The sequence below is a fragment of the Alteromonas sp. W12 genome, assembly GCF_001924945.1.
Classification (GTDB): domain Bacteria; phylum Pseudomonadota; class Gammaproteobacteria; order Enterobacterales; family Alteromonadaceae; genus Alteromonas; species Alteromonas macleodii.
Genome location: NZ_LQXH01000001.1, coordinates 256,572 through 275,628 on the forward strand (window position 1 = coordinate 256,572; position 19,057 = coordinate 275,628).

A 19,057-nucleotide genomic window follows, 5' to 3' on the forward strand; every position below is an offset into this window, starting at 1 on the left:
GTCTTCCTTATATTATTAAGCCCGATTAAATAAGGCTTTTGCGTTGGTTCGACGGCGGGATCGACAACGATTCCCGGTACTTTGCTATTGTTCGCCGGGCAACTTTAATGCCTTGTTCGGCCAACAATGAAGCAATCTTGCTATCACTTAGCGGCTTGCTAGGCTTTTCAGCGGCCACTAATTTCTTGATCAATGCACGAATCGCTGTAGATGAACATTCACCACCAGACTCTGTTGCAACGTGGCTTGAGAAGAAATACTTCAATTCGAAGATTCCACGTGGCGTATGCATGTACTTTTGCGTTGTCACTCGCGAAATAGTGGATTCGTGCATATCTACCATTTCTGCGACATCATTTAGCACCATTGGTTTCATCATTTCCGGGCCGTGCTCAAAAAAGCCCATTTGCTGCTGCACAATGCAGTTTGCAACCTTCATTAAGGTTTCGTTACGAGATTCAAGGCTCTTTATGAACCACTTAGCCTCTTGCATGTGTGAGCGGATGAATTGTGAATCGCTACTATTCTTGGCACGGCGACTCATTGCAGCGTATTGTTGATTTACGCTTAATTTAGGCAGACTGTCGGGGTTCAGCTCAACCACCCAACGGCCATTTTTCTTGGTTACTGAGACATCAGGAATAACGTACTCAGGCTCTTTAGTAACTAAAGCACTACCTGGGCGAGGATTCAAGGTTTGCAGTAAACGCATTGCCTCGCGTAGCTGATCTTCTTTCAATCGGCTTTTACGCATAAGCGTACGATAATCTTTGCTGCTCAGTAAGTCAGAGTACTCTTCAATCAGTTGCTTTGCTTCAGCAAGCCACGGTGTGTCTTCTGAAAATTGGCGCAATTGCACCATCAAACATTCTTGTGGAGAGCGTGAGCCAGAACCAATAGGGTCGAACATCTGAATGCGCTTTAGCACACATTCTATTTCGTCCATTTCAATCGGCTCTTCCATATCATCATCGTTAACCGCTTCTAAAATATCATCAAGAGTAACGGTTAAATAACCTGACTCGTCAATAGAGTCGATGATTGCTGTAGCGATTGCGCGATCGGTATCCGAGAAATGGGTAAGGCGCATTTGCCAAAGAAGGTGCTCTTGAATATCTTCAGTAGTCTCACCTTGGAAGATTTGCTCGTCGTCATTGGATGGACCCGGAGCTGGCGAAGATGAAGCAGAGTAGTATTCGTCCCATGTGCTGTCGATTGGCAGCTCATCGGGAAGATCGTTTTTCTCAAGTGCATCGCCGGCTTCTAACGTGTCACTAGATGCAGAAGCAGTGGCCTCAGAGCCGCTGTCATCGTTGTCGATATTGTTCTTTTCTAGTTGCGGCTCGTCGTTACCTTCTTCAACTTCTAATAGCGGATTAGAATCGAGCGCTTCTTGGATCTCTTGTTGAAGATCAAGTGTAGAAAGCTGCAGCAGTTTAATGGCCTGCTGAAGCTGTGGTGTCATGGTAAGTTGTTGGCTAAATTTTAGCTGTAAAGATGGTTTCATCTACGTCTTATTTAAATGCTCTAAATTGAATATACCAGAGCGAAACTGAAAAATGACAATTCGGTTACATTAACTATAGCCTGAATTGTTCGCCTAGGTATACATCCCTTACTTTTTGATTACTTAAAACCTGTTCCGCCGTTCCTTGCGCAATAAGCTCGCCATGACTCACAATGTACGCCTTTTCACAAACATCCAATGTCTCTCGTACGTTATGGTCCGTGATAAGGATTCCAATACCCCTATCGCGAAGATGTTGTATTATCTTCTTTATATCATTAACTGATATTGGATCAACACCAGCAAATGGTTCGTCTAACAAAATAAATTGCGGTTTTGCTGCCAGAGCGCGGGCAATCTCAACGCGACGGCGTTCGCCCCCTGACAAACTCATCCCCGTACTATTACGTATATGGTTAATATTAAATTCATCAAGTAGCGCATCAGCTTCTTCTTCTTGCTGTTGTGAATTTAAATCTTTACGGGTTTGCAAAATGGCCATGATATTTTCATGCACTGTGAGCTTTCTGAAAATAGATGCTTCCTGCGGTAGGTAGCCAATTCCGCGGCGTGCGCGCTCGTGCATGGGCTGATGAGTTAGCTCATTGTCGTCGATTTCAATCTTGCCTTTATCCAGATTCACTAAACCAACAATCATGTAAAATGTGGTGGTCTTACCAGCGCCATTTGGGCCAAGAAGACCAACAATTTGACCCGTTGAGACAGACAGGCTTACATCTCGTACAACCTGTCTTGACTTGTAAGCCTTAGCAAGATTTTTAGCGCTCAAAGTTGCCATTGCTATTCATTGCCCTCGTTGTCTTTTTTGTCTTTCTTAGACGAAGTTTTGCGAATGGTCTCAGGTGTGAATACTGTGGTCACTCGACCCTCACCATCCTTACCTGCGCCGCCAGTCGCTAGCAATTGCTCGGTAATCATATCGAACGTGATGTTGTCACCCTGTACTTTACTGGTGTCTTGTTTCAACTCTGCGTTTCCGGCAAGAGAAATCGTTCGGTTCACCACTTCATAGCGTATTTCATTAGCTTTTGCCGAAACTGGCGTGCCGTCTTCCAATTGCTGGGAATAGCTTGCAGGCTTTCCTCTAGCAATAAATATTTCACGACCACCACCGTCAGTGGCAATTACTTCCACTTCGTCAGCTTCAATAACCAAAGAGCCTTGAGTTATGAGTACGTCGTCTTTGTACAACGCGGTTTTATTTTTACCGTCGATAAACTGGGTGTTCGAGCCTATTTTTATGGGCTGCGAAAAATCATCTTCACTGGCGTGTACCGCACCGCTAGCGATGGCAAGCAATAAACTAGTTGCTAGGGGAATAAGTGGTTTGTACATGATCTAAAAGCTCGTATTCTTGTGTGCGTAAATTCGCGTTAAACCCATTACTTAAAATGACATATTGGGTGCCCAGTATTTCAACGGGTTGGTCAGATGTCATTTGCTTGGTTTCTAAATTAATTTGAATGTACTCGGTCGATATACTTCTGACAAAGTCATCGCCAGTTTGGTTCTCAATATTAACTTGGTTTTCCAGCTGGATTAGCTCGTTATTGTATAGTGTACCTTCATCAGCGGTTACCACCCATGGTGATGACGCGTTTTCTGTATAAAGGGTGTATTTAGGTTGCTGAAACAATACAAAGCCAAGCTGGTCGTAATGCTCCATCGACTCTGCAAATACTTTGTGATTTAACTCACCGTCTTGATTGTACAGCGTAGTGGTTAGATTTTTTGCTTTATAGGCGGGCTTTAGCGCATCGTTTTCACGATTTCCCTGCGTTTCAGGCTGCTCTTCCATCCACGTAGGGATGTACATCAGCATCGCCAAAATAAATAGCGCCGATATACTTAATCCTAAGCGATTAAAGCCAAACAGGCTCATACACTAGCTCCAAAAATCTCATTTGCTACCCCTTTAGCCTGCAAAATGGTATCCGATATTTCTCGGACCGCGCCAAACCCACCGGGAAGGGTCGTAATCCAGTTTGCTTGTTTTGCTACGTAAGGATGGGCATCGGCAACCGCAATTTTAACCGAAACGTGCTTGTACATACCCGTATCTGGCATGTCATCACCTACCGCAGCCACTTCGTCAGTGTTTAACTCAAGGCGTTTCATCAGGTCGCTAAGCGCGTCAGCTTTATTCTCTTCGCCTTGAATTATATGTGCAACATTCAGTGCCTTCATTCTATTTTCAACAATGGCAGAGCGACGTCCAGTAATAACCGCGACATTCACTCCATTGCTCACTAGCGCTTTTACACCATATCCATCACGGGTATGGAATGCTTTAAGTTCTTCACCGTCGTTACCTAAGTAAATTCGGCCATCTGAGAACACACCATCAACGTCGCATACCAGCAACTTTATCTTGGCTAGTTTTGCGAAAAGCGAGTCATTTATTTCCGTGTACAAGGTGGTTGTCATTTAAAGCACTCCTGCTTTTAGTAGCATATGCATGTTAAAAGCCCCAACAGGTTTGCGCTTATCGTCAGTAACCATTAACGCACTAATTTTATGGGTTTCCATCAAATTCAGGGCTTCTACAGCCAGCTGACCTGCGGTGGTAGTCTTGCCGCCTTTAGTCATTACTTCTTCTACTGTCGCACTGTGTACGTCTACGCGGGCATCGAGAATTCGTCGTAGGTCGCCATCCGTAAAGACGCCTGTCAGCGTACCGTCTGCCGCTATCACGCCTGTCATACCCAATCCCTTTTTAGATATTTCCAGCAGTGCGTCAGCGACAGAAGCACTGGCATGGACAAGGGGGATATCACTGCCGCTTAGCATGATATCGCTAACTTTAAGCAGAAGTTTTCTGCCTAAACTACCGCCTGGGTGCGAAAGCGCAAAGTCATCTGAGGTGAAACCTTTTTGGTCGAGCAGTGCTACCGCAAGCGCATCACCCATAACCAGTGTGGCGGTTGTGCTTGACGTAGGAGCAAGACCTAGCGAACACGCTTCTTTTTCAACGCTGATATCAAGTACGACATCTGCGTGTTGCCCCAATGAACTGGAAGCACTGTTGGTCATGGCGACCACCTGTATGCCTAAGCGCTTAACTACGGGCAATAAGTTAACTAGCTCGTTAGTCTCGCCAGAATTAGAGATGGCGAGTAAGACATCGCCTTTGCTTAGCATGCCCAAGTCGCCATGGTTGGCTTCACCAGGGTGCATGAAAAATGCAGGAGTACCTGTACTGGCAAGCGTAGCGGCAATTTTATTTCCGATATGCCCAGACTTTCCCATACCACTCACGACAACTTTACCCTTGCAGGCAAAGAGAATATTACAGGCAGCGATAAATTCATTGTTTAAGCGTTCTGCCAGATTAGCAATAGCCTGCGTTTCAATTTCAATAACGCGCTTCGCTGAGTCGATATAGTTCATCTGAGTTTGTGTATTCATGATTATCCGAATAGCCAGAATTGATAGCCGATAAAGCAAGCCAGAAGTATGAATCCATTTGTTCTTGATATTGTACGTTTGCCGATTAAATCGAAGCTGAACAAGAACAATAATAATGTTAAACCAAGCATTACGTACATATCTCGGTTGTAAACGTCAGGGTCCAGGATACCAGGCGCGATTAAGCCGGGCATGCCAAGTACTGCAAGCAGGTTGAAGATATTTGAGCCGATGATATTACCCAGTGCTAAATCGTCTTCACCTTTCAGTACACCCGCAACACTTGCTGCTAGCTCAGGTAGACTTGTACCAAACGCAATAATCGTTAGTCCGATAACCAAATCCGAAATGCCCATGTATCTGGCAATTTCTACTGCTGAGTTCACCAAAAAGTGAGCACTTAATGGAAGTATTACAAGGCCTACACCAATCCAAATGAGGGCTGACGTATTTGAAACGCCTTTGGGGATTTCATCTGCGGTTTCCGCAACCAGAGGGTCTTCTTTATCTACCTGTAGCGACAACCACGCCATCATTGCCAGTACGAAAATGAACAGGCCTAGTAGGATAATGCCTTCATAAGACTTAAGTTCACCGTCAAACATAAAGCCAATAGCAATCAATGAGATGATAAGGAGTGCTGGAAGCTCGCGCTTTAATGTTGTTGATGAAACAAGCAATGGTTTCACTAGCGCGGTTATACCTAAAACTAGCGCGATGTTCGTGATGTTAGAACCTAGCGCGTTACCCACGGCGGTGTTCATATTGCCATTTGCGGAGGCTATGGCGGAAACCACAATTTCAGGTGCCGAAGATCCCATAGCGACAATCGTTAGTCCGATCATCATTGGAGAAATGCCGATGTTTTTTGCTAATGCTGAGGCGCCATATACAAACCGGTCAGCGCTCCAACTCAGTACAATCAGCCCAACAAGAAAAATGACAATGTTTAAAAGCACAACAACCTGTAATAGAAAGTATTTCGCTAGATTGTCGCAAAAAGAGTGCCATTTGCCTATGCTCGCAGCGTTTTATTTTCGCCAAATACTGTCAATTGACGTAAATTTCCGCTGAATACGCAAATTAGGTCGCACTTACACACACAAGACTTCATATTCAGTTTCAGTTAAGAAACAACAAAATAGGATGGTATTAGGATTGATTTTGGAGGCTTGTAGGATACTAGATGGGCACTTGGGCGTGAGATACCGAATACCAGTCCGCATAGATAATTGCCCACTCAGAAGGCGCTGGCAAGTTTCCTAGCGAAGCGTGGGAATGCAGGAATGGCTGTTCCCTTTCAAATTCCCAGAATGAAGCTAGGAAGCTTGCCAGACCTTCCCGAAGGGCGAGTTTAAAATGTCCGTACTCTTTGTTGTGTCACCTTGATGTAGAACCACTATACCTGCGGTAACACGCCGCGATTACGAACATTTTAACTCTCGCTGCGTGGGTAATAATCTATACGGACTGGTATATATTCGTCTTAATCGAACATAACTTGTAACTTTTTGACTTTGGCGAGGGGCTTGAAAAAGCGTACAATGCCCTTAAATTACACCGCCCAGACAAGGTGTTCTATACCGTGTCTGGCGATAGAAATTCAAAAAAGTACACTGGAGAGTAAACTTTTTTGATTTTATGCGCTCATAAAGTAAACTGTGCAGTAAACCTTAAGAGTGGATCAAGTGAAGGCACAGAAATTGAATACTCACTTACTCTTATAATTTTAAAATTTTCTAAGTGGATTGAACGCGTTATTTTATAAGCTCTCAATCCAACGTCAGGGGTCGACATTTAAGTAACTATGGATCATTTAGTTGAAGTAGATAACCTTACCTTTAAGCGCGCTGATCGCATCATTTATGATGGGATATCGCTAAAGGTACCCAAAGGCAAAATTACTGCGGTAATGGGGCCAAGTGGTATAGGTAAAACCACGCTGCTGCGCCTTATTGGCGGGCAGTTAACGCCAGATGAAGGTGACGTTAGATTCGACGGCGATTCGATTGTTTCTATGTCGAGAAAAACGCTATATGAGACACGTCGTAGAATGAGCATGCTTTTTCAAAGTGGTGCGCTTTTTACCGATATGAGTGTGTTCGATAACGTGGCGTTTCCACTTCGCGAACATACAAAACTTTCTGAAGACGTTATTGCGACAATTGCCGCTTTAAAGCTACAGGCAGTAGGATTGCGCGGTGCAGCTCAATTAATGCCTAGTGAATTGTCTGGTGGTATGGCGCGCAGGGCTGCTTTGGCTAGGGCAATTGCACTAGATCCAGATTTAATCATGTACGACGAACCCTTTGCCGGACAAGATCCTATATCAATGGGTGTGCTGGTTAAGCTTATTCGTGAATTAAACGACGCACTTAATCTAACCAGTATTGTGGTGACTCACGATGTCACTGAAGTACTGACCATTGCCGATTATATTTATATCTTAGCTGACAAGCGGGTTATCGGTGAAGGAACGGCGCAGCAAATCAAAGAAAGTGACTCTGAATTAGTCCAGCAGTTCTTGAAAGGAAAAGCAGATGGTCCGGTACCATTTCATTATCCTGCACCTGATTTGAAAGCAAGCTTCTTGGGGGCAGATAAATGAAGTTCTTCCAATCAATAGGCGCTAAAACGATAGGGAAGGTCACTGCGGTTGGTCGAGCAGCTCTTATGTTGTTTGGTGCATTAATCGCTGTTCCTAGGCTTAAAAATGTACCGTTGGTGATTAAGCAATTGTATGTAGTGGGCGTTCAGTCGCTGCTAATTATTATGGTGTCGGGGTTATTCATCGGCATGGTAATGGCGCTACAAGGCTACACCATTTTGGTTGATTATGGCGCAGAAGGTAGCTTAGGCCCCATGGTCGCACTTTCATTGTTAAGAGAGCTTGGCCCGGTTGTGACCGCATTGCTTTTTGCTGGGCGAGCTGGCTCAGCCTTAACAGCTGAAATAGGCTTAATGAAAGCCACGGAGCAGCTGAGTAGTTTAGAGATGATGGCGGTAGACCCGCTACGACGTATTGTCGCACCGCGTTTTTGGGCGGGAATGTTAGCGATGCCTATGCTTGCCATTATTTTCAGTGCCATTGGTATTTTAGGCGGCCACTTAGTGGGTGTTGATTGGCTAGGCGTTGATGCAGGCAGCTACTGGTCAATTATGCAATCGACAGTAGATTGGAACCAGGATGTCATAAACGGCGTAATAAAAAGCCTCGTGTTTGCCTTGGTTGTGACGTGGATTGCCATATTTAAAGGTTACGATTCTATTCCAACATCGGAAGGGATCAGCAAAGCGACTACCGAAACGGTGGTCTATTCATCATTAGCAGTATTAGGGCTGGACTTCGTGCTAACCGCCCTTATGTTTGGTATCGAGTAGGGGATTGGAATGAGTAAGTATAAAACGGAAGTAATGGTTGGTGTGTTTGTCATGCTTACAATCGGTGCGTTGTTGTTATTGGCATTGAAAGTAGCAAACCAAACGGTAGCCACCGAAGGCGATACCTACACGTTATACGCAAAATTCGACAATATTGGCGGCTTAAAGCCGAGATCGGCAGTAAAGGTTGGTGGGGTAACGGTTGGCCGTGTGTCATCGATTACGCTAGACCAAGAAGATTTTACGCCAGTGGTTGAGCTGTCAATTTTAAATGAATACAACGGCTTTCCAGAAACCAGCTCTGTGTCTATTTTGACCTCGGGTTTGCTAGGCGAACAGTATGTTGGCTTCCAACCTGGCTTCTCTTTCGACGGTGTCGCTAATTTACAGAATGGCGATTACCTTCAGGATACTAAGTCAGCTTTGGTTCTTGAAGATCTCATTGGTCAGTTCTTATTTAATCGCGGAAGCGACGAAGACTAATCGCAGTATTACGGCCAGACGTATATTACCAGGTCGTTAAATTATTCCAGCGGCGTGATGAAACTTATTAGATTGCCATCAGGTCTGCTAAATAGAGTTTTAAGTTAGGAGAGTAATTTTGAAAAAGTTTATGGTAGCACTTGGCATCTTCATGATGTCTGTAGCGGGCATAGCGAATGCACAAGAAGTTAATGAACAAAACCCGTATGAATTGGTTCAAGACGTAGCAAACCGCACGTTTGAGCGCATCAAAGCGAACCAAGCAGCGATTAAAGCTGATCCTGAAATGCTACGCACTATTATGGAAGAAGAATTAGTACCTCATATCGACTACAAATTCGCTGCTTTTATGGTACTAGGTAAACACTTTAAGTCAGTACCTCAAGAGAAGATGGGCGAGTACATCAGCGTATTTCGTCAATATTTGGTAACAACCTACGCTGTGGCAATGGGCTACTACGACAACCAAGAAGTCATCTTTGAGCCTGAATCATCTTTTGATGATAAAAAATCAGTAACAGTGCGTGCAGTGGTTCAAGATCCAAACCGCCCTGAAATCAAAATTGCTTTTAAAGTTCGTAAAGATAGTAAAACGAACGAGTGGAAAGCCTACGATATGGTTGCTGAAGGCATCAGCATGCTAAACAGCAAGCGTAGCGAATTTGAATCAATCCTTCGTCAAGACGGTATCGATGCAGTTATCGCACTAATGCGCGACAAAATTGGTAAGCCAGTTGAGCTTAAGCAAGGCGAGCCAATCGAAATCGAAGGAGAGGCTGAGTGAGCCTATTCGAGGTAAACGACAAAGGCAATGTAGTGGTTCACGGTCATCTTGACCGTGAAACGCTGTCGAAGAATTTCTGGGATAGTTTGAACGGAAATGAGCGTAGTACCTTGATTAACAATAAAAGATGTCTTGTTGATTTAAGTGACGTTGAGCGCGCAGACAGTGCAGGTTTGGCTTGGCTTATTAATGCCGTTAGGGATGCAAAGCAAAATGGTGTTAGCATGAGCCTATATAAAATGCCAGAGAAGCTACGTAAGCTTGCTAAAATAAGCGACGCAGATAGCTTTTTACCCGTAGAATAAACACCCGTTAGCGAATTAAGAAGTAAGTTATGGAATTGTCTGAAATTGAAAAAATCTTGAAAGATGCGTTAGACCTTCACGAAGTCCATGTAAAGGGCGAAGGTTCGCATTTTAATATTATTGCGGTAAGCGATGCTTTTAACGAAATGAGCCGTGTGAAGCGCCAGCAAGCGGTATATGCGCCTTTGGCTGATAAAATTGCAGACGGCAGCATGCATGCAATTACCATCAAGACGTTTTCAGTAAAAGACTGGGAGCGTGAGCGCCAGTTTAATATTCCTCAATAATAGGCGTAGCACGTGGATAAACTCGTAATTAAAAAGGGCCCTGCGCTCAACGGTACCGTGCGCATCTCTGGCGCTAAAAACGCGGCCTTGCCATTGTTGATGACAAGCTTGCTGACCGACTCTCCTTGTCGTTACACCAACGTTCCTCGTCTTCGTGACATCAATACTACGACGGCACTTTTGCGTGAATTAGGTGTTGAAGTCGCACTACCCGCACCTAACGATATCGTTATCGATGCGAGTACGCTACAAAGCGTTACAGCGTCCTATGAGTTAGTACGTACTATGCGTGCGTCTATCTTGGTACTTGGCCCACTGTTAGCTAAGCAAGGTAAAGCGAATGTCTCTTTGCCCGGTGGCTGTGCTATAGGTGCGCGCCCGGTAAATCTTCATTTAACTGGCCTTGAAAAGATGGGCGCGAAGATTGAAGTAGACGAAGGCTATATTCGAGCCGAAGTCGATGGGCGTCTGAAAGGTGCGCGTATTTTCATGGATATGGTAAGCGTGGGTGCCACTGAAAACCTACTGATGGCAGCGGCGCTGGCTGACGGAACAACCATTCTTGAAAACGCGGCACGCGAGCCCGAAATTGTTGATTTAGCAAACTGTCTTATTCAGATGGGCGCGAAAATTAGCGGTGCAGGAAGCGATAAAATAACCATTGAGGGCGTGGAAACCTTAAACGGTTGTGATTATGCAGTGCTGCCTGACCGTATAGAAACCGGTACTTTCTTGGTAGCGGCCGCTGTGACAGGTGGGAAAATACGCTGTACTCATGCGGCGCCAGATACATTAGATGCGGTGCTAGATAAGCTAGAGCAGGCCGGAGCTAAAATCACCACTGGTGATGACTGGATAGAGCTAGATATGGAAGGGCGCAAACCGCAGGCTGTGCGAGTTAAAACCGCACCACACCCAGCATTCCCTACAGATATGCAGGCGCAGTTTGTTACCTTGAACTGCGTTGCCGAAGGCACGGGCGTAATTACAGAAACCATTTTTGAAAACCGCTTCATGCACGTGCCAGAGTTACAACGTATGGGCGCAGAAATAGCGTTAGAAGCGAACTCAGCAGTGTCTAAAGGCAGCTCAAGCCTTAAAGGAGCTCCGGTAATGGCCACTGATCTGCGCGCGTCGGCAAGCTTGGTGATAGCTGGGCTCATCGCAGAAGGTGAGACTCACGTGAATCGCATTTATCACTTAGACCGTGGTTATGAAGCCATTGAAGAGAAGCTGGGTGGCTTGGGTGCCATCATTGAAAGAGTGAAAGAATAACTCAAGGTTTTGCACTTCTACGAAAAAGCGCCAGATAGCATATCTATCTGGCGCTTTTTTTGTGTCTATTATCTATGCGGGCTGGTATTAAATCTTCACGTTTAAAACTCGGGAAGCCGAACTAATCTGCCAGCTCCAACAATACTTATTGACCAGCGCGAAGTTCTGCGACCGTTGCCGTAAGAGTAATCGAACGCCCGTCGCGGCTGAGCTCAATTTCAAGTTCAGTACCGGGCTCGGTTTCGGCAATCATATCCAACGTTTTTGATGCGCTTTCTAAACGTACGCCGTCTATGGCTACAATGATGTCGCCAGGGCGGATACCCGCGATGTCGGCAGGGCTGCCTTTAGCTACTGCTGAAACGTCTATGCCTGGTCGGTTGCGGTTTTCACCGCCAACAAAACCAAGCTGCCCGCGAACAACACGTCCATTGCTGATAATTTCATCCATGACTCGCTTAGCTAATTCGTAAGGCACGGCAAAGTTAATGCCGTCTACATTGCGAGCGCGATTATTTGAATCTAGCACCTGGAAGTTGGCGTTAGTGATACCCAGCAAAATACCATTGCTATCTACCAGCGCACCACCAGAATTACCTTGGTTCAAAACTGCGTCGGTTTGAATGAAATCAACATAATTAGATAGACCATTTCGTCCGGCTCTGCTTACTATGCCTTGAGTAATGGTTTGTCCCAAATCGAAAGGATTACCAATCGCCATCACCACATCACCCACATGGGTGTCAGGTTCTGACACCTGAGGAATAATGTGCAGGTTATCAGCGGTGACTTTTAACACGGCAAGGTCGGTCAGTGGGTCGGTGCCCACAATTTGCGCTTCCAAAATACGTCCATCTTGAACCGCTACGTAAATGCTATCTGCATCTGCAACTACGTGGTGACAGGTAAGCAAATAGCCATTTTCTGTCATGATAACGCCAGAACCCAAATTGGTGCGCCCACGAGATTGATTTCTGAATAGGCCTGAACCGTTCTCAATACTGACGCTGTAGATATTGACTACTGCAGGCGCAGAGCGACTTAGAGCAGTAAAATAGCTTTCGCGACTAGCGCTTACTGAGGGGGAGTTAAAGAATCCTTGAGCAAGGCCTTTGCCTTGACGTAGATCGGGTAGGAAAACTAACAGTAATGCAGCAACAGCTACGCCAAGAAATACAGATTTTAGTAAGAAGTTAAAAATTGAGCGGCCAGTCACAAATCACACTTTTTGTTATCTGTCGCACTTAATTAATACGTGCCGTTAACTCAGCACTACTTCACAATCTTAAAGCGCAACATTCTTAAATTATCATCTTACGGCAAAGGATATCACTTTATTTAATAAACTACCGTAATGAAACGCAAATTTTGTGCAACTCAATTTGCACTAGCATGTACTTCAAAACCTTTCATGCTGTTCATACAGCCTTATTTACGTGGACATAGGTGTAGCTCGAGAATGCGGCTTATCAGAGGAGTCCGAAAAGAAGCCCCGTTAGGAAGCTAGGAGCACACTGTTTTCAACGGTTATCATTTGAAAACAAAAACGGCGCTTATAAAGCGCCGTTTTTATGCCAACCCTCAGCTTGGACACCAACGCGTCTGAGCTGAGGATGTAATTGAAGAGCTACATTGCTACTGTCTGATTACCAAGTAAAGCGTAGAGTTTCCACGTTTTACATTGAGTGCGATAACGCCTTTAGCCTCGTCTAGTGCATTTCTGAACTCTGCAACCGTGGACGTACGTACGCGGTTAACGCCAATTATCACATCATCAGATTGAAGGCCAATTCTCGCCGCAGGCGCACCACGCTCGATATCAGAAACCACTACACCAGCATTACCAGCATCGTCAGTGCCGTTAGACAGGGTTGCTCCTTCTAGGGCTGGGTGAATTTGAGCAGCCGTCACTGTCGTATCTGTAGCGTCATCTAATACAACGTCTACATTCATTTTCTTACCTTTGCGCATAACAGTGAGTTCAACTTCAGCGCCCGCGCCCATACTCGCAATTTTTGCGCGCAGTTCTTGGAAGCTATGAAGTTTACGACCATTAATGGCAGTAATAATATCACCGGCTTGCAGACCACCTTTTTCAGCGGCAGAGTCTGGCTGCACTTCGCTCACGAACGCACCAATGTTCACTTCCGCATTCATGGCTTCGGCAAGGCCCGCGTCAATATCGCTACCTAAAATGCCTAGAAGGCCACGGCGAACTTCACCAAATTCTGCAATTTGATCAATTAGGCTTTTCATCATATTGGCAGGAATAGCAAAACCAATACCGACGTTGCCGCCGTTAGGACCAAAAATAGCGGTGTTGATACCAACCAGTTCACCGTGAAGGTTAACTAACGCACCGCCTGAGTTACCGCGGTTAATTGCTGCGTCGGTCTGAATAAAGTCTTCATAACCGCCAATGTTCAGGCCAGAGCGACCCAGAGCGCTTACAATACCAGAGGTAACCGTTTGAGAAAGACCAAACGGATTACCAATAGCTACTACAAAGTCGCCTACGCGCAGCGCGTCAGAATCGGCAAGCGGTAACGCTTTTAAATCATCAGGTTCAATTTTAAGTAGCGCGATATCGCTTTGCTCATCTGAACCTAGCTTTTTCGCCTTAAACTCGCGACCGTCAGTTAACTTAACAGTGATTTCATCTGCATTATCAACAACGTGGTTGTTGGTAACGACATAACCTTTATCGGCATCTATGATGACACCAGAACCAAGACCTCGGAAAGGGCGCTCTTGAACCTGTTCTTGCGGGGCGCCGAAGAAGTAGCGAAACATCTCGGGTACACGCTGCGTAGAGGTTTGTGTTCCTTCTACCGCAATGCTCACTACCGCTGGGGTAGCTTCTTCTAGCATAGGGGCTAAAGAGGGAACTTCATCTTTCTTATCAGAAAAGAACGGTAACGCCGCCTGTGTGCTAGCAGTAAAGCCCAATGAACTTACAACAACGGCAGACGCCAATAAATAATGGCGGAAAGACATTTTCATGTTCGCTTACACTCCTTCATGTTATATGCGACATAGCATGGTTTCACTAAAAGAGTCCGAGGTCGTGATAAAGTTCCCGATGTTACTGTTTTTCTGCGGTATTCTTATCAGAACCGCCGACGAACAGCCCAGAACCCGAGTTAGCGAAGTCTCTTGGCTGTGTGTCAGATACACGCTGAACTCTCGATTTGTCAGACCCTTTTAGGTTGTTACGTAAATACGTAGTTGCTTGTTCCCCATAAAAAGGAACTTTGCTGTCATCATCGCTGCCTTGCTCAAGCAGCAATTCATACTCTTCAATTTGTTGCTTTAAGGTTTCGCACTGGCTTTCAATGCTCTCTAAGCTTTGGCGAGTTTGATGAATGTGGTGTTGTGCCTGCTGTGCGAGGATCTCTTTAACTTGCTTCTCAGTCTGTGCAGTATTGCCTGCGCCCTGCTTTTGTTGAAAAAAGCGACCTGCGAAAAAGCCAATAATTAACCCAACTACTAACAAAGCAAGAGATACTAACAATTCCATTATATTCTCCGAATCAATCTACATCTTGCAGCCGACCTTTACTTCTACGATCTAAAAGCTGCTTTCGACCATACGCTGAATATAGCAAGGTCGAACCCGAAAAGCGCATACATCGTGACATTTATTCGGTGTATGTCGAATTTCAATGTGAGATTCTACCGTGATTTCCATTAAAATTAAGGTCATAATTGAGAAATTCAAGCAGGTCGGTGCAGCAAGCGCCGCTATTGACTTTTGTACGGAGTGGTTTCGGCGATGACGCCATGGGAAAAATATCAGCTAGATCTTCAGTCGTCTGACTTTCATTACGACGCGGCGCAAGAAAATGCAGTAAAAGAACTTCAACGTTTGTTTGATGAACTTACCCAACCTGAAAAGAAAACGACGTGGCGGGTAAAGTTAAAAGCAGCGTTTGGGAAAGGCCATGCGAAGCCTGGTATCCAGGGCATTTACTTTTACGGTGGTGTAGGGCGAGGCAAAACCTATTTAGTAGATACATTCTACGACTGTTTGCCTTTCGAAAAGAAAATGCGCGTGCATTTTCACCGCTTTATGTACCGTGTGCACGATGAACTAAAGCAGCTTAAAAACGCACAAGACCCGCTAAAGCTGGTAGCGGCTAAGTTAGCAAAAGAAGCGCGGGTAATATGCTTTGACGAGTTTTTCGTGTCTGATATAACCGATGCCATGATCTTAGGCACGTTAATGGAAGAGCTGTTTGGTCACGGTATTGTGCTGGTGGCGACGTCAAACATAGTCCCTGACGATTTGTATAAAAACGGATTGCAGCGTGCGCGGTTCTTACCTGCTATCGATCTACTCAATCAGAATACCCGCGTGGTAAACGTTGATAGCGGTATTGATTATCGTCTTAGAACGTTAGAGCAAGCCGAAATTTATCACTACCCACTTGATGGCGAAGCCACCGAAAACTTGCATAGCTACTTTTCTCAATTAGCTCCGGAAGAAGGCTCTAAAGGCGAAGATATTGAGGTGAACAACCGAAAAATACCGACGCTTAGAAACGCTGACGGGGTATTGATGATTGATTTTAAAGCCTTGTGTGGCGGGCCCCGTAGCCAGAGCGACTACATTGAGTTAAGCCGTTGTTATCACTCAGTGCTTTTAGCCAATGTTAGGGAAATGGGCCAGCATAATGACGATGTGGCGCGTCGTTTTATTGCGATGGTGGACGAATTTTACGAGCGAAATGTAAAGCTGATCATATCTGCAGAAGTCGCGCTGGAAAGCTTGTACACTGAGGGGGTACTTAATTTTGAGTTCAGGCGCTGTCTTAGCCGCTTAAAGGAAATGCAGTCACACGACTACCTAGCAACCGAGCACTTACCGTAAACATAAATATGGGGTCAGAGTACATTTTGACCTCATTAAAAATGTGAAAGCTACCAACCTACACCCTTTCTAGGGGCGTTCACATTGGTATTACACGAAAATTAAGGTAGAATTTCGCCCAAATTTTTTGTGTCGCTTAGCCTACCGTTATTTTGGGCAGTGTTTCGCTTGGCAATTTTTAGCACCGTCGCGTTCGACCATTTATTGAAACGTCGAGTTCGGCAATGCTACCAAGTAAGGCAGAGCGATGCGCCTGATGAACGGTCAGGCAACAGGTAGCCCGATAAAACCCAACGCAGCATTTCAAATTGCGAGAAAGAGAATTTTAAGATGGGAAGAGCATTCGAAGTTCGTAAAAACGCCATGGCAAAAACTGCCGGCCAAAAAACTAAAGTTTATTCTAAATACGGTAAAGAAATTTACGTATGTGCGAAAAATGGTGGTGCCGATCCAGACACCAACCTTTCACTTCGCCGCCTAATGGAAAAGGCGAAGAAAGACCAAGTACCAAGCCACGTTATTGAAAAAGCGATTGATAAAGCCGCTGGTGGCGCTGGCGAAGACTTCCAGCCTATGCGTTATGAAGGTTTTGGCCCAGGTAACTGCATGGTCATTGTTGACTGCTTGTCTGACAATGCAAACCGCACCATCACTGAAGTACGTAACTGCTTTACTAAAACCAACGCGAAACTTGGTGCACAGGGTGCGGTATCGCATATGTTCGATCACCAAGCGGTATTCCAATTTGAAGGTGACGACGAAGACGCTATCCTAGAAGTGCTAATGGAAGCAGACGTAGACGTAACTGATGTTGAAGTTGAAGACGGTAAAGTTACAGTTTACGCGCCACACACTGAATTCTATCAAGTAAAAACAGCGCTAACTGAAGCCTACCCAGACATTAGCTTTATTGCAGAAGAAATGAGCTGGATGCCTCAGACCGAAACTGAGATAAGCGAAGAAGACATGCCGATGTTTGAAAAGTTCATGGACATGCTTAACGACTGTGATGACGTGCAAGACGTTTACCACAACGCGATTACGCCTAACTAAGCTTCAGCTAATTTAGATTGATATAAAAACCCTCGCTAAGACGAGGGTTTTTTATTGTTGTATCTATAGAAAGAACTATAACGTTAACGTACCTGCTTTATTCAGCGTGTACAGGACAGATAAATACACGCTTCCCTACAGGTATACCGTTTCGTATTTGATTGGCGCTAGCAGCTTGAGAATACGGTTTTCTTGCTGATAGGTTAGCCCCACATCGCGCATCGCGCCTTGGACATACTCCACCAATATGTAAAATTCACGCTCCTTAATATTGAGACCCGTGTGAGACTCCAACATTGTTTTTCCATCATATTCGCAAGGCCCGCCAATAAGCTCGCATGTTTGCAATACAAGTTGATCTCTTAAATGTTTTTTGGGAACACCTTTGAAGTAATGACCAATTACGGGGTCAGTGTAAATTCGTGTAATCGCTACACCGTATATGGTATTGAGCGTTTTATGGCCGCCAATTTCTTCATAAAGGCTTTGTTCAGGAGCGCTGGCGCATGCGGTTATCAATACGCTTAACGCAGCAATTACCATTAACCGGAAGCAGTGTCTGATCATTTCGTTCCCCTATCAAAAAGTGCTGTTTACCGTTAGATAAAATCCTGAAGAACTTTCTTGCAAAGGTAAATTGCCCAAATCCACATAGGCAGCGGTAATCGAAATAGATTTATTTGGGAAGTAGGCAATAAAGGCATCAACAACGGTGTCTTCTTCAGCTAAGCCTCCTAATCGATTGGTTTGCGTTCTAAACTCTGTGCCAATTGCTGTGGTAGGGCTAATTAATACCGCTAAAGAGCCCTCCCATTCGAGCTTAGCGCTATCGTTGTTTTCAGAACCAAATCCAAGTAAGCCAAACACATTCGCCTTTGTATATCGCGCGGTAAGATTGGTGAGTAAATTATAACCTGATGGAGTGCCTAACCACAGTTTCGTGGCTGAAAGGTAAACGTCGGTACCACTGTCGTCTTTCGCACCTAGCAGCATTGGTACGCCTACGCCGGGCAAGGGAGTCGTACCGTCGGGTAGCGAAAGAGAGCTGTCGTAGTCTCTGTTTTTCTTGTATTGTGCGCCGATGGATACTTGGGGTATCCATGAGTTTTGAGTAAAGACGCCATCGCCAAGAACCTTAACTTTTGCACCGATTATATCTTGCTCAATGGTGGTGCTGTTGGCGTTTGTAATAGCACCTTCTGTGAGTAACGCGAAAACGTTGCTTGTTAACCCTGAAGCAATATCGAGGCGCTGTCGCTGCACGCTAAGCTCTATACGGTCAAACAAACTAACACTTGCCCCTGCTGTTGTAAGGGAATAATCGCTTAGGCTTAAGTACTGAATATTTGCCGAATAACTGACCTCTTCTTTACTCGCGTATCCGCCAATAAATGCCCAAGGCGTAATGCCGCCACCCGCAGTGCCCTCGAAACCTGTAATACCACCAGATGCAATTAAGCGAGATCCACTGTCTGCGAGTACGGGAGACGATGCGAGAAAAAGAGGGAGAAGCAAATGCCTAATCATAAGGTAAACCTAATGTTTTTAAATGGTTTTTTGTAATTCTATTTATCAGCATAGCGCTTAACCCATGAATTGTGAAATGCACGCTGCTGACGATACTAGCTATTATCGAATTTTTATTATCAAAAAATATTTGAAACTGATTCGTTTTTTATA

The 19,057-nt window shown here is 45.0% G+C and carries 21 protein-coding genes; 9 read left to right on the forward strand and 12 right to left on the reverse strand.

Going from position 1 to position 19,057, the window contains the following annotated elements:
- Nucleotides 1-25: 25 nt before the first annotated feature.
- The 7 genes from AWH61_RS01075 to AWH61_RS01105 all read right to left on the reverse strand — a co-directional run bounded on the left by AWH61_RS01075 (nucleotide 26) and on the right by AWH61_RS01105 (nucleotide 5,895).
- Nucleotides 26-1,507, reverse strand: a complete 1,482-nt coding sequence (locus tag AWH61_RS01075) for an RNA polymerase factor sigma-54 (RefSeq protein ID WP_014948342.1) — start codon at nucleotides 1,505-1,507, stop codon at nucleotides 26-28.
- 73 nt (nucleotides 1,508-1,580) lie between these two features.
- Complete coding sequence (gene lptB, locus AWH61_RS01080; protein ID WP_014948343.1) at nucleotides 1,581-2,306, reverse strand: LPS export ABC transporter ATP-binding protein; 726 nt, start codon at nucleotides 2,304-2,306, stop codon at nucleotides 1,581-1,583.
- A 2-nt stretch (nucleotides 2,307-2,308) separates the two neighbouring features.
- Nucleotides 2,309-2,863 carry a lipopolysaccharide transport periplasmic protein LptA gene (gene lptA / locus AWH61_RS01085; RefSeq protein WP_014948344.1) on the reverse strand — a complete coding sequence of 185 codons (555 nt, stop codon included), beginning with the start codon at nucleotides 2,861-2,863 and terminating at the stop codon, nucleotides 2,309-2,311.
- Nucleotides 2,832-3,410, reverse strand: a complete 579-nt coding sequence (gene lptC / locus AWH61_RS01090; RefSeq protein ID WP_014948345.1) for an LPS export ABC transporter periplasmic protein LptC — start codon at nucleotides 3,408-3,410, stop codon at nucleotides 2,832-2,834. The genes lptA and lptC overlap by 32 nt, the downstream gene beginning before the upstream one ends.
- Nucleotides 3,407-3,955: a 3-deoxy-manno-octulosonate-8-phosphatase KdsC gene (gene kdsC, locus AWH61_RS01095; RefSeq protein ID WP_014978397.1), complete on the reverse strand. Its 549-nt coding sequence runs from the start codon at nucleotides 3,953-3,955 to the stop codon at nucleotides 3,407-3,409. Before kdsC ends, lptC begins: the two co-directional genes overlap by 4 nt.
- On the reverse strand, nucleotides 3,956-4,936 hold the full coding sequence (locus AWH61_RS01100; protein ID WP_014948347.1) for a KpsF/GutQ family sugar-phosphate isomerase: 981 nt from the start codon (nucleotides 4,934-4,936) through the stop codon (nucleotides 3,956-3,958).
- 2 nt (nucleotides 4,937-4,938) lie between these two features.
- Entirely contained in the window at nucleotides 4,939-5,895 is a 957-nt protein-coding gene (locus AWH61_RS01105) for a calcium/sodium antiporter (RefSeq protein WP_014948348.1), read from the reverse strand.
- Between the two features lie 848 nt (nucleotides 5,896-6,743).
- Between AWH61_RS01105 and AWH61_RS01110 the strand changes: the two genes are divergently transcribed.
- The 7 genes from AWH61_RS01110 to murA all read left to right on the forward strand — a co-directional run bounded on the left by AWH61_RS01110 (nucleotide 6,744) and on the right by murA (nucleotide 11,451).
- Nucleotides 6,744-7,544, forward strand: a complete 801-nt coding sequence (locus AWH61_RS01110; RefSeq protein WP_075176014.1) for an ATP-binding cassette domain-containing protein — start codon at nucleotides 6,744-6,746, stop codon at nucleotides 7,542-7,544.
- A complete protein-coding gene (gene mlaE, locus AWH61_RS01115) occupies nucleotides 7,541-8,317 on the forward strand; it encodes a lipid asymmetry maintenance ABC transporter permease subunit MlaE (RefSeq protein ID WP_014948350.1) in 777 nt (258 codons plus the stop codon). Before AWH61_RS01110 ends, mlaE begins: the two co-directional genes overlap by 4 nt.
- Before the next feature lie 9 nt (nucleotides 8,318-8,326).
- Complete coding sequence (mlaD, locus tag AWH61_RS01120; RefSeq protein ID WP_014948351.1) at nucleotides 8,327-8,800, forward strand: outer membrane lipid asymmetry maintenance protein MlaD; 474 nt, start codon at nucleotides 8,327-8,329, stop codon at nucleotides 8,798-8,800.
- Between the two features lie 118 nt (nucleotides 8,801-8,918).
- Nucleotides 8,919-9,584, forward strand: a complete 666-nt coding sequence (locus tag AWH61_RS01125) for an MlaC/ttg2D family ABC transporter substrate-binding protein (protein ID WP_014948352.1) — start codon at nucleotides 8,919-8,921, stop codon at nucleotides 9,582-9,584.
- The gene (locus tag AWH61_RS01130; protein ID WP_014978399.1) at nucleotides 9,581-9,889 is read left to right on the forward strand and encodes an STAS domain-containing protein; all 309 of its coding nucleotides are present in this window, start codon (nucleotides 9,581-9,583) and stop codon (nucleotides 9,887-9,889) included. The genes AWH61_RS01125 and AWH61_RS01130 overlap by 4 nt, the downstream gene beginning before the upstream one ends.
- A gap of 29 nt (nucleotides 9,890-9,918) precedes the next feature.
- A complete protein-coding gene (locus AWH61_RS01135) occupies nucleotides 9,919-10,176 on the forward strand; it encodes a BolA family protein (RefSeq protein WP_012517351.1) in 258 nt (85 codons plus the stop codon).
- Nucleotides 10,177-10,188: 12 nt separating this feature from the next.
- The gene (murA, locus tag AWH61_RS01140; protein WP_014948355.1) at nucleotides 10,189-11,451 is read left to right on the forward strand and encodes a UDP-N-acetylglucosamine 1-carboxyvinyltransferase; all 1,263 of its coding nucleotides are present in this window, start codon (nucleotides 10,189-10,191) and stop codon (nucleotides 11,449-11,451) included.
- A gap of 145 nt (nucleotides 11,452-11,596) precedes the next feature.
- Here the strand turns inward: murA and AWH61_RS01145 are convergent, their stop codons facing one another.
- From AWH61_RS01145 to AWH61_RS01155, 3 genes are all read right to left on the reverse strand, one after another.
- Nucleotides 11,597-12,667, reverse strand: coding sequence for a trypsin-like peptidase domain-containing protein (locus tag AWH61_RS01145; protein ID WP_014948356.1), 1,071 nt, complete (start codon nucleotides 12,665-12,667; stop codon nucleotides 11,597-11,599).
- 419 nt (nucleotides 12,668-13,086) lie between these two features.
- Nucleotides 13,087-14,448, reverse strand: coding sequence for a DegQ family serine endoprotease (locus tag AWH61_RS01150; RefSeq protein ID WP_014978400.1), 1,362 nt, complete (start codon nucleotides 14,446-14,448; stop codon nucleotides 13,087-13,089).
- 88 nt (nucleotides 14,449-14,536) lie between these two features.
- The gene (locus AWH61_RS01155) at nucleotides 14,537-14,971 is read right to left on the reverse strand and encodes a ZapG family protein (protein ID WP_014948358.1); all 435 of its coding nucleotides are present in this window, start codon (nucleotides 14,969-14,971) and stop codon (nucleotides 14,537-14,539) included.
- 255 nt (nucleotides 14,972-15,226) lie between these two features.
- On the opposite strand from AWH61_RS01155, the gene zapE reads away from it, so the two are divergent.
- Together zapE and AWH61_RS01165 are read left to right on the forward strand one after the other, a co-directional pair.
- Nucleotides 15,227-16,324, forward strand: coding sequence for a cell division protein ZapE (gene zapE / locus AWH61_RS01160; RefSeq protein ID WP_075176015.1), 1,098 nt, complete (start codon nucleotides 15,227-15,229; stop codon nucleotides 16,322-16,324).
- A 330-nt stretch (nucleotides 16,325-16,654) separates the two neighbouring features.
- Complete coding sequence (locus AWH61_RS01165; RefSeq protein ID WP_014948360.1) at nucleotides 16,655-17,377, forward strand: YebC/PmpR family DNA-binding transcriptional regulator; 723 nt, start codon at nucleotides 16,655-16,657, stop codon at nucleotides 17,375-17,377.
- A gap of 135 nt (nucleotides 17,378-17,512) precedes the next feature.
- On the opposite strand, the gene AWH61_RS01170 is transcribed toward AWH61_RS01165, so the two are convergent.
- Both AWH61_RS01170 and AWH61_RS01175 read right to left on the reverse strand, forming a co-directional pair.
- The gene (locus AWH61_RS01170) at nucleotides 17,513-17,944 is read right to left on the reverse strand and encodes a group I truncated hemoglobin (RefSeq protein ID WP_014948363.1); all 432 of its coding nucleotides are present in this window, start codon (nucleotides 17,942-17,944) and stop codon (nucleotides 17,513-17,515) included.
- A gap of 12 nt (nucleotides 17,945-17,956) precedes the next feature.
- Entirely contained in the window at nucleotides 17,957-18,904 is a 948-nt protein-coding gene (locus AWH61_RS01175) for a DUF3034 family protein (protein WP_039224570.1), read from the reverse strand.
- Nucleotides 18,905-19,057 lie beyond the last annotated feature (153 nt).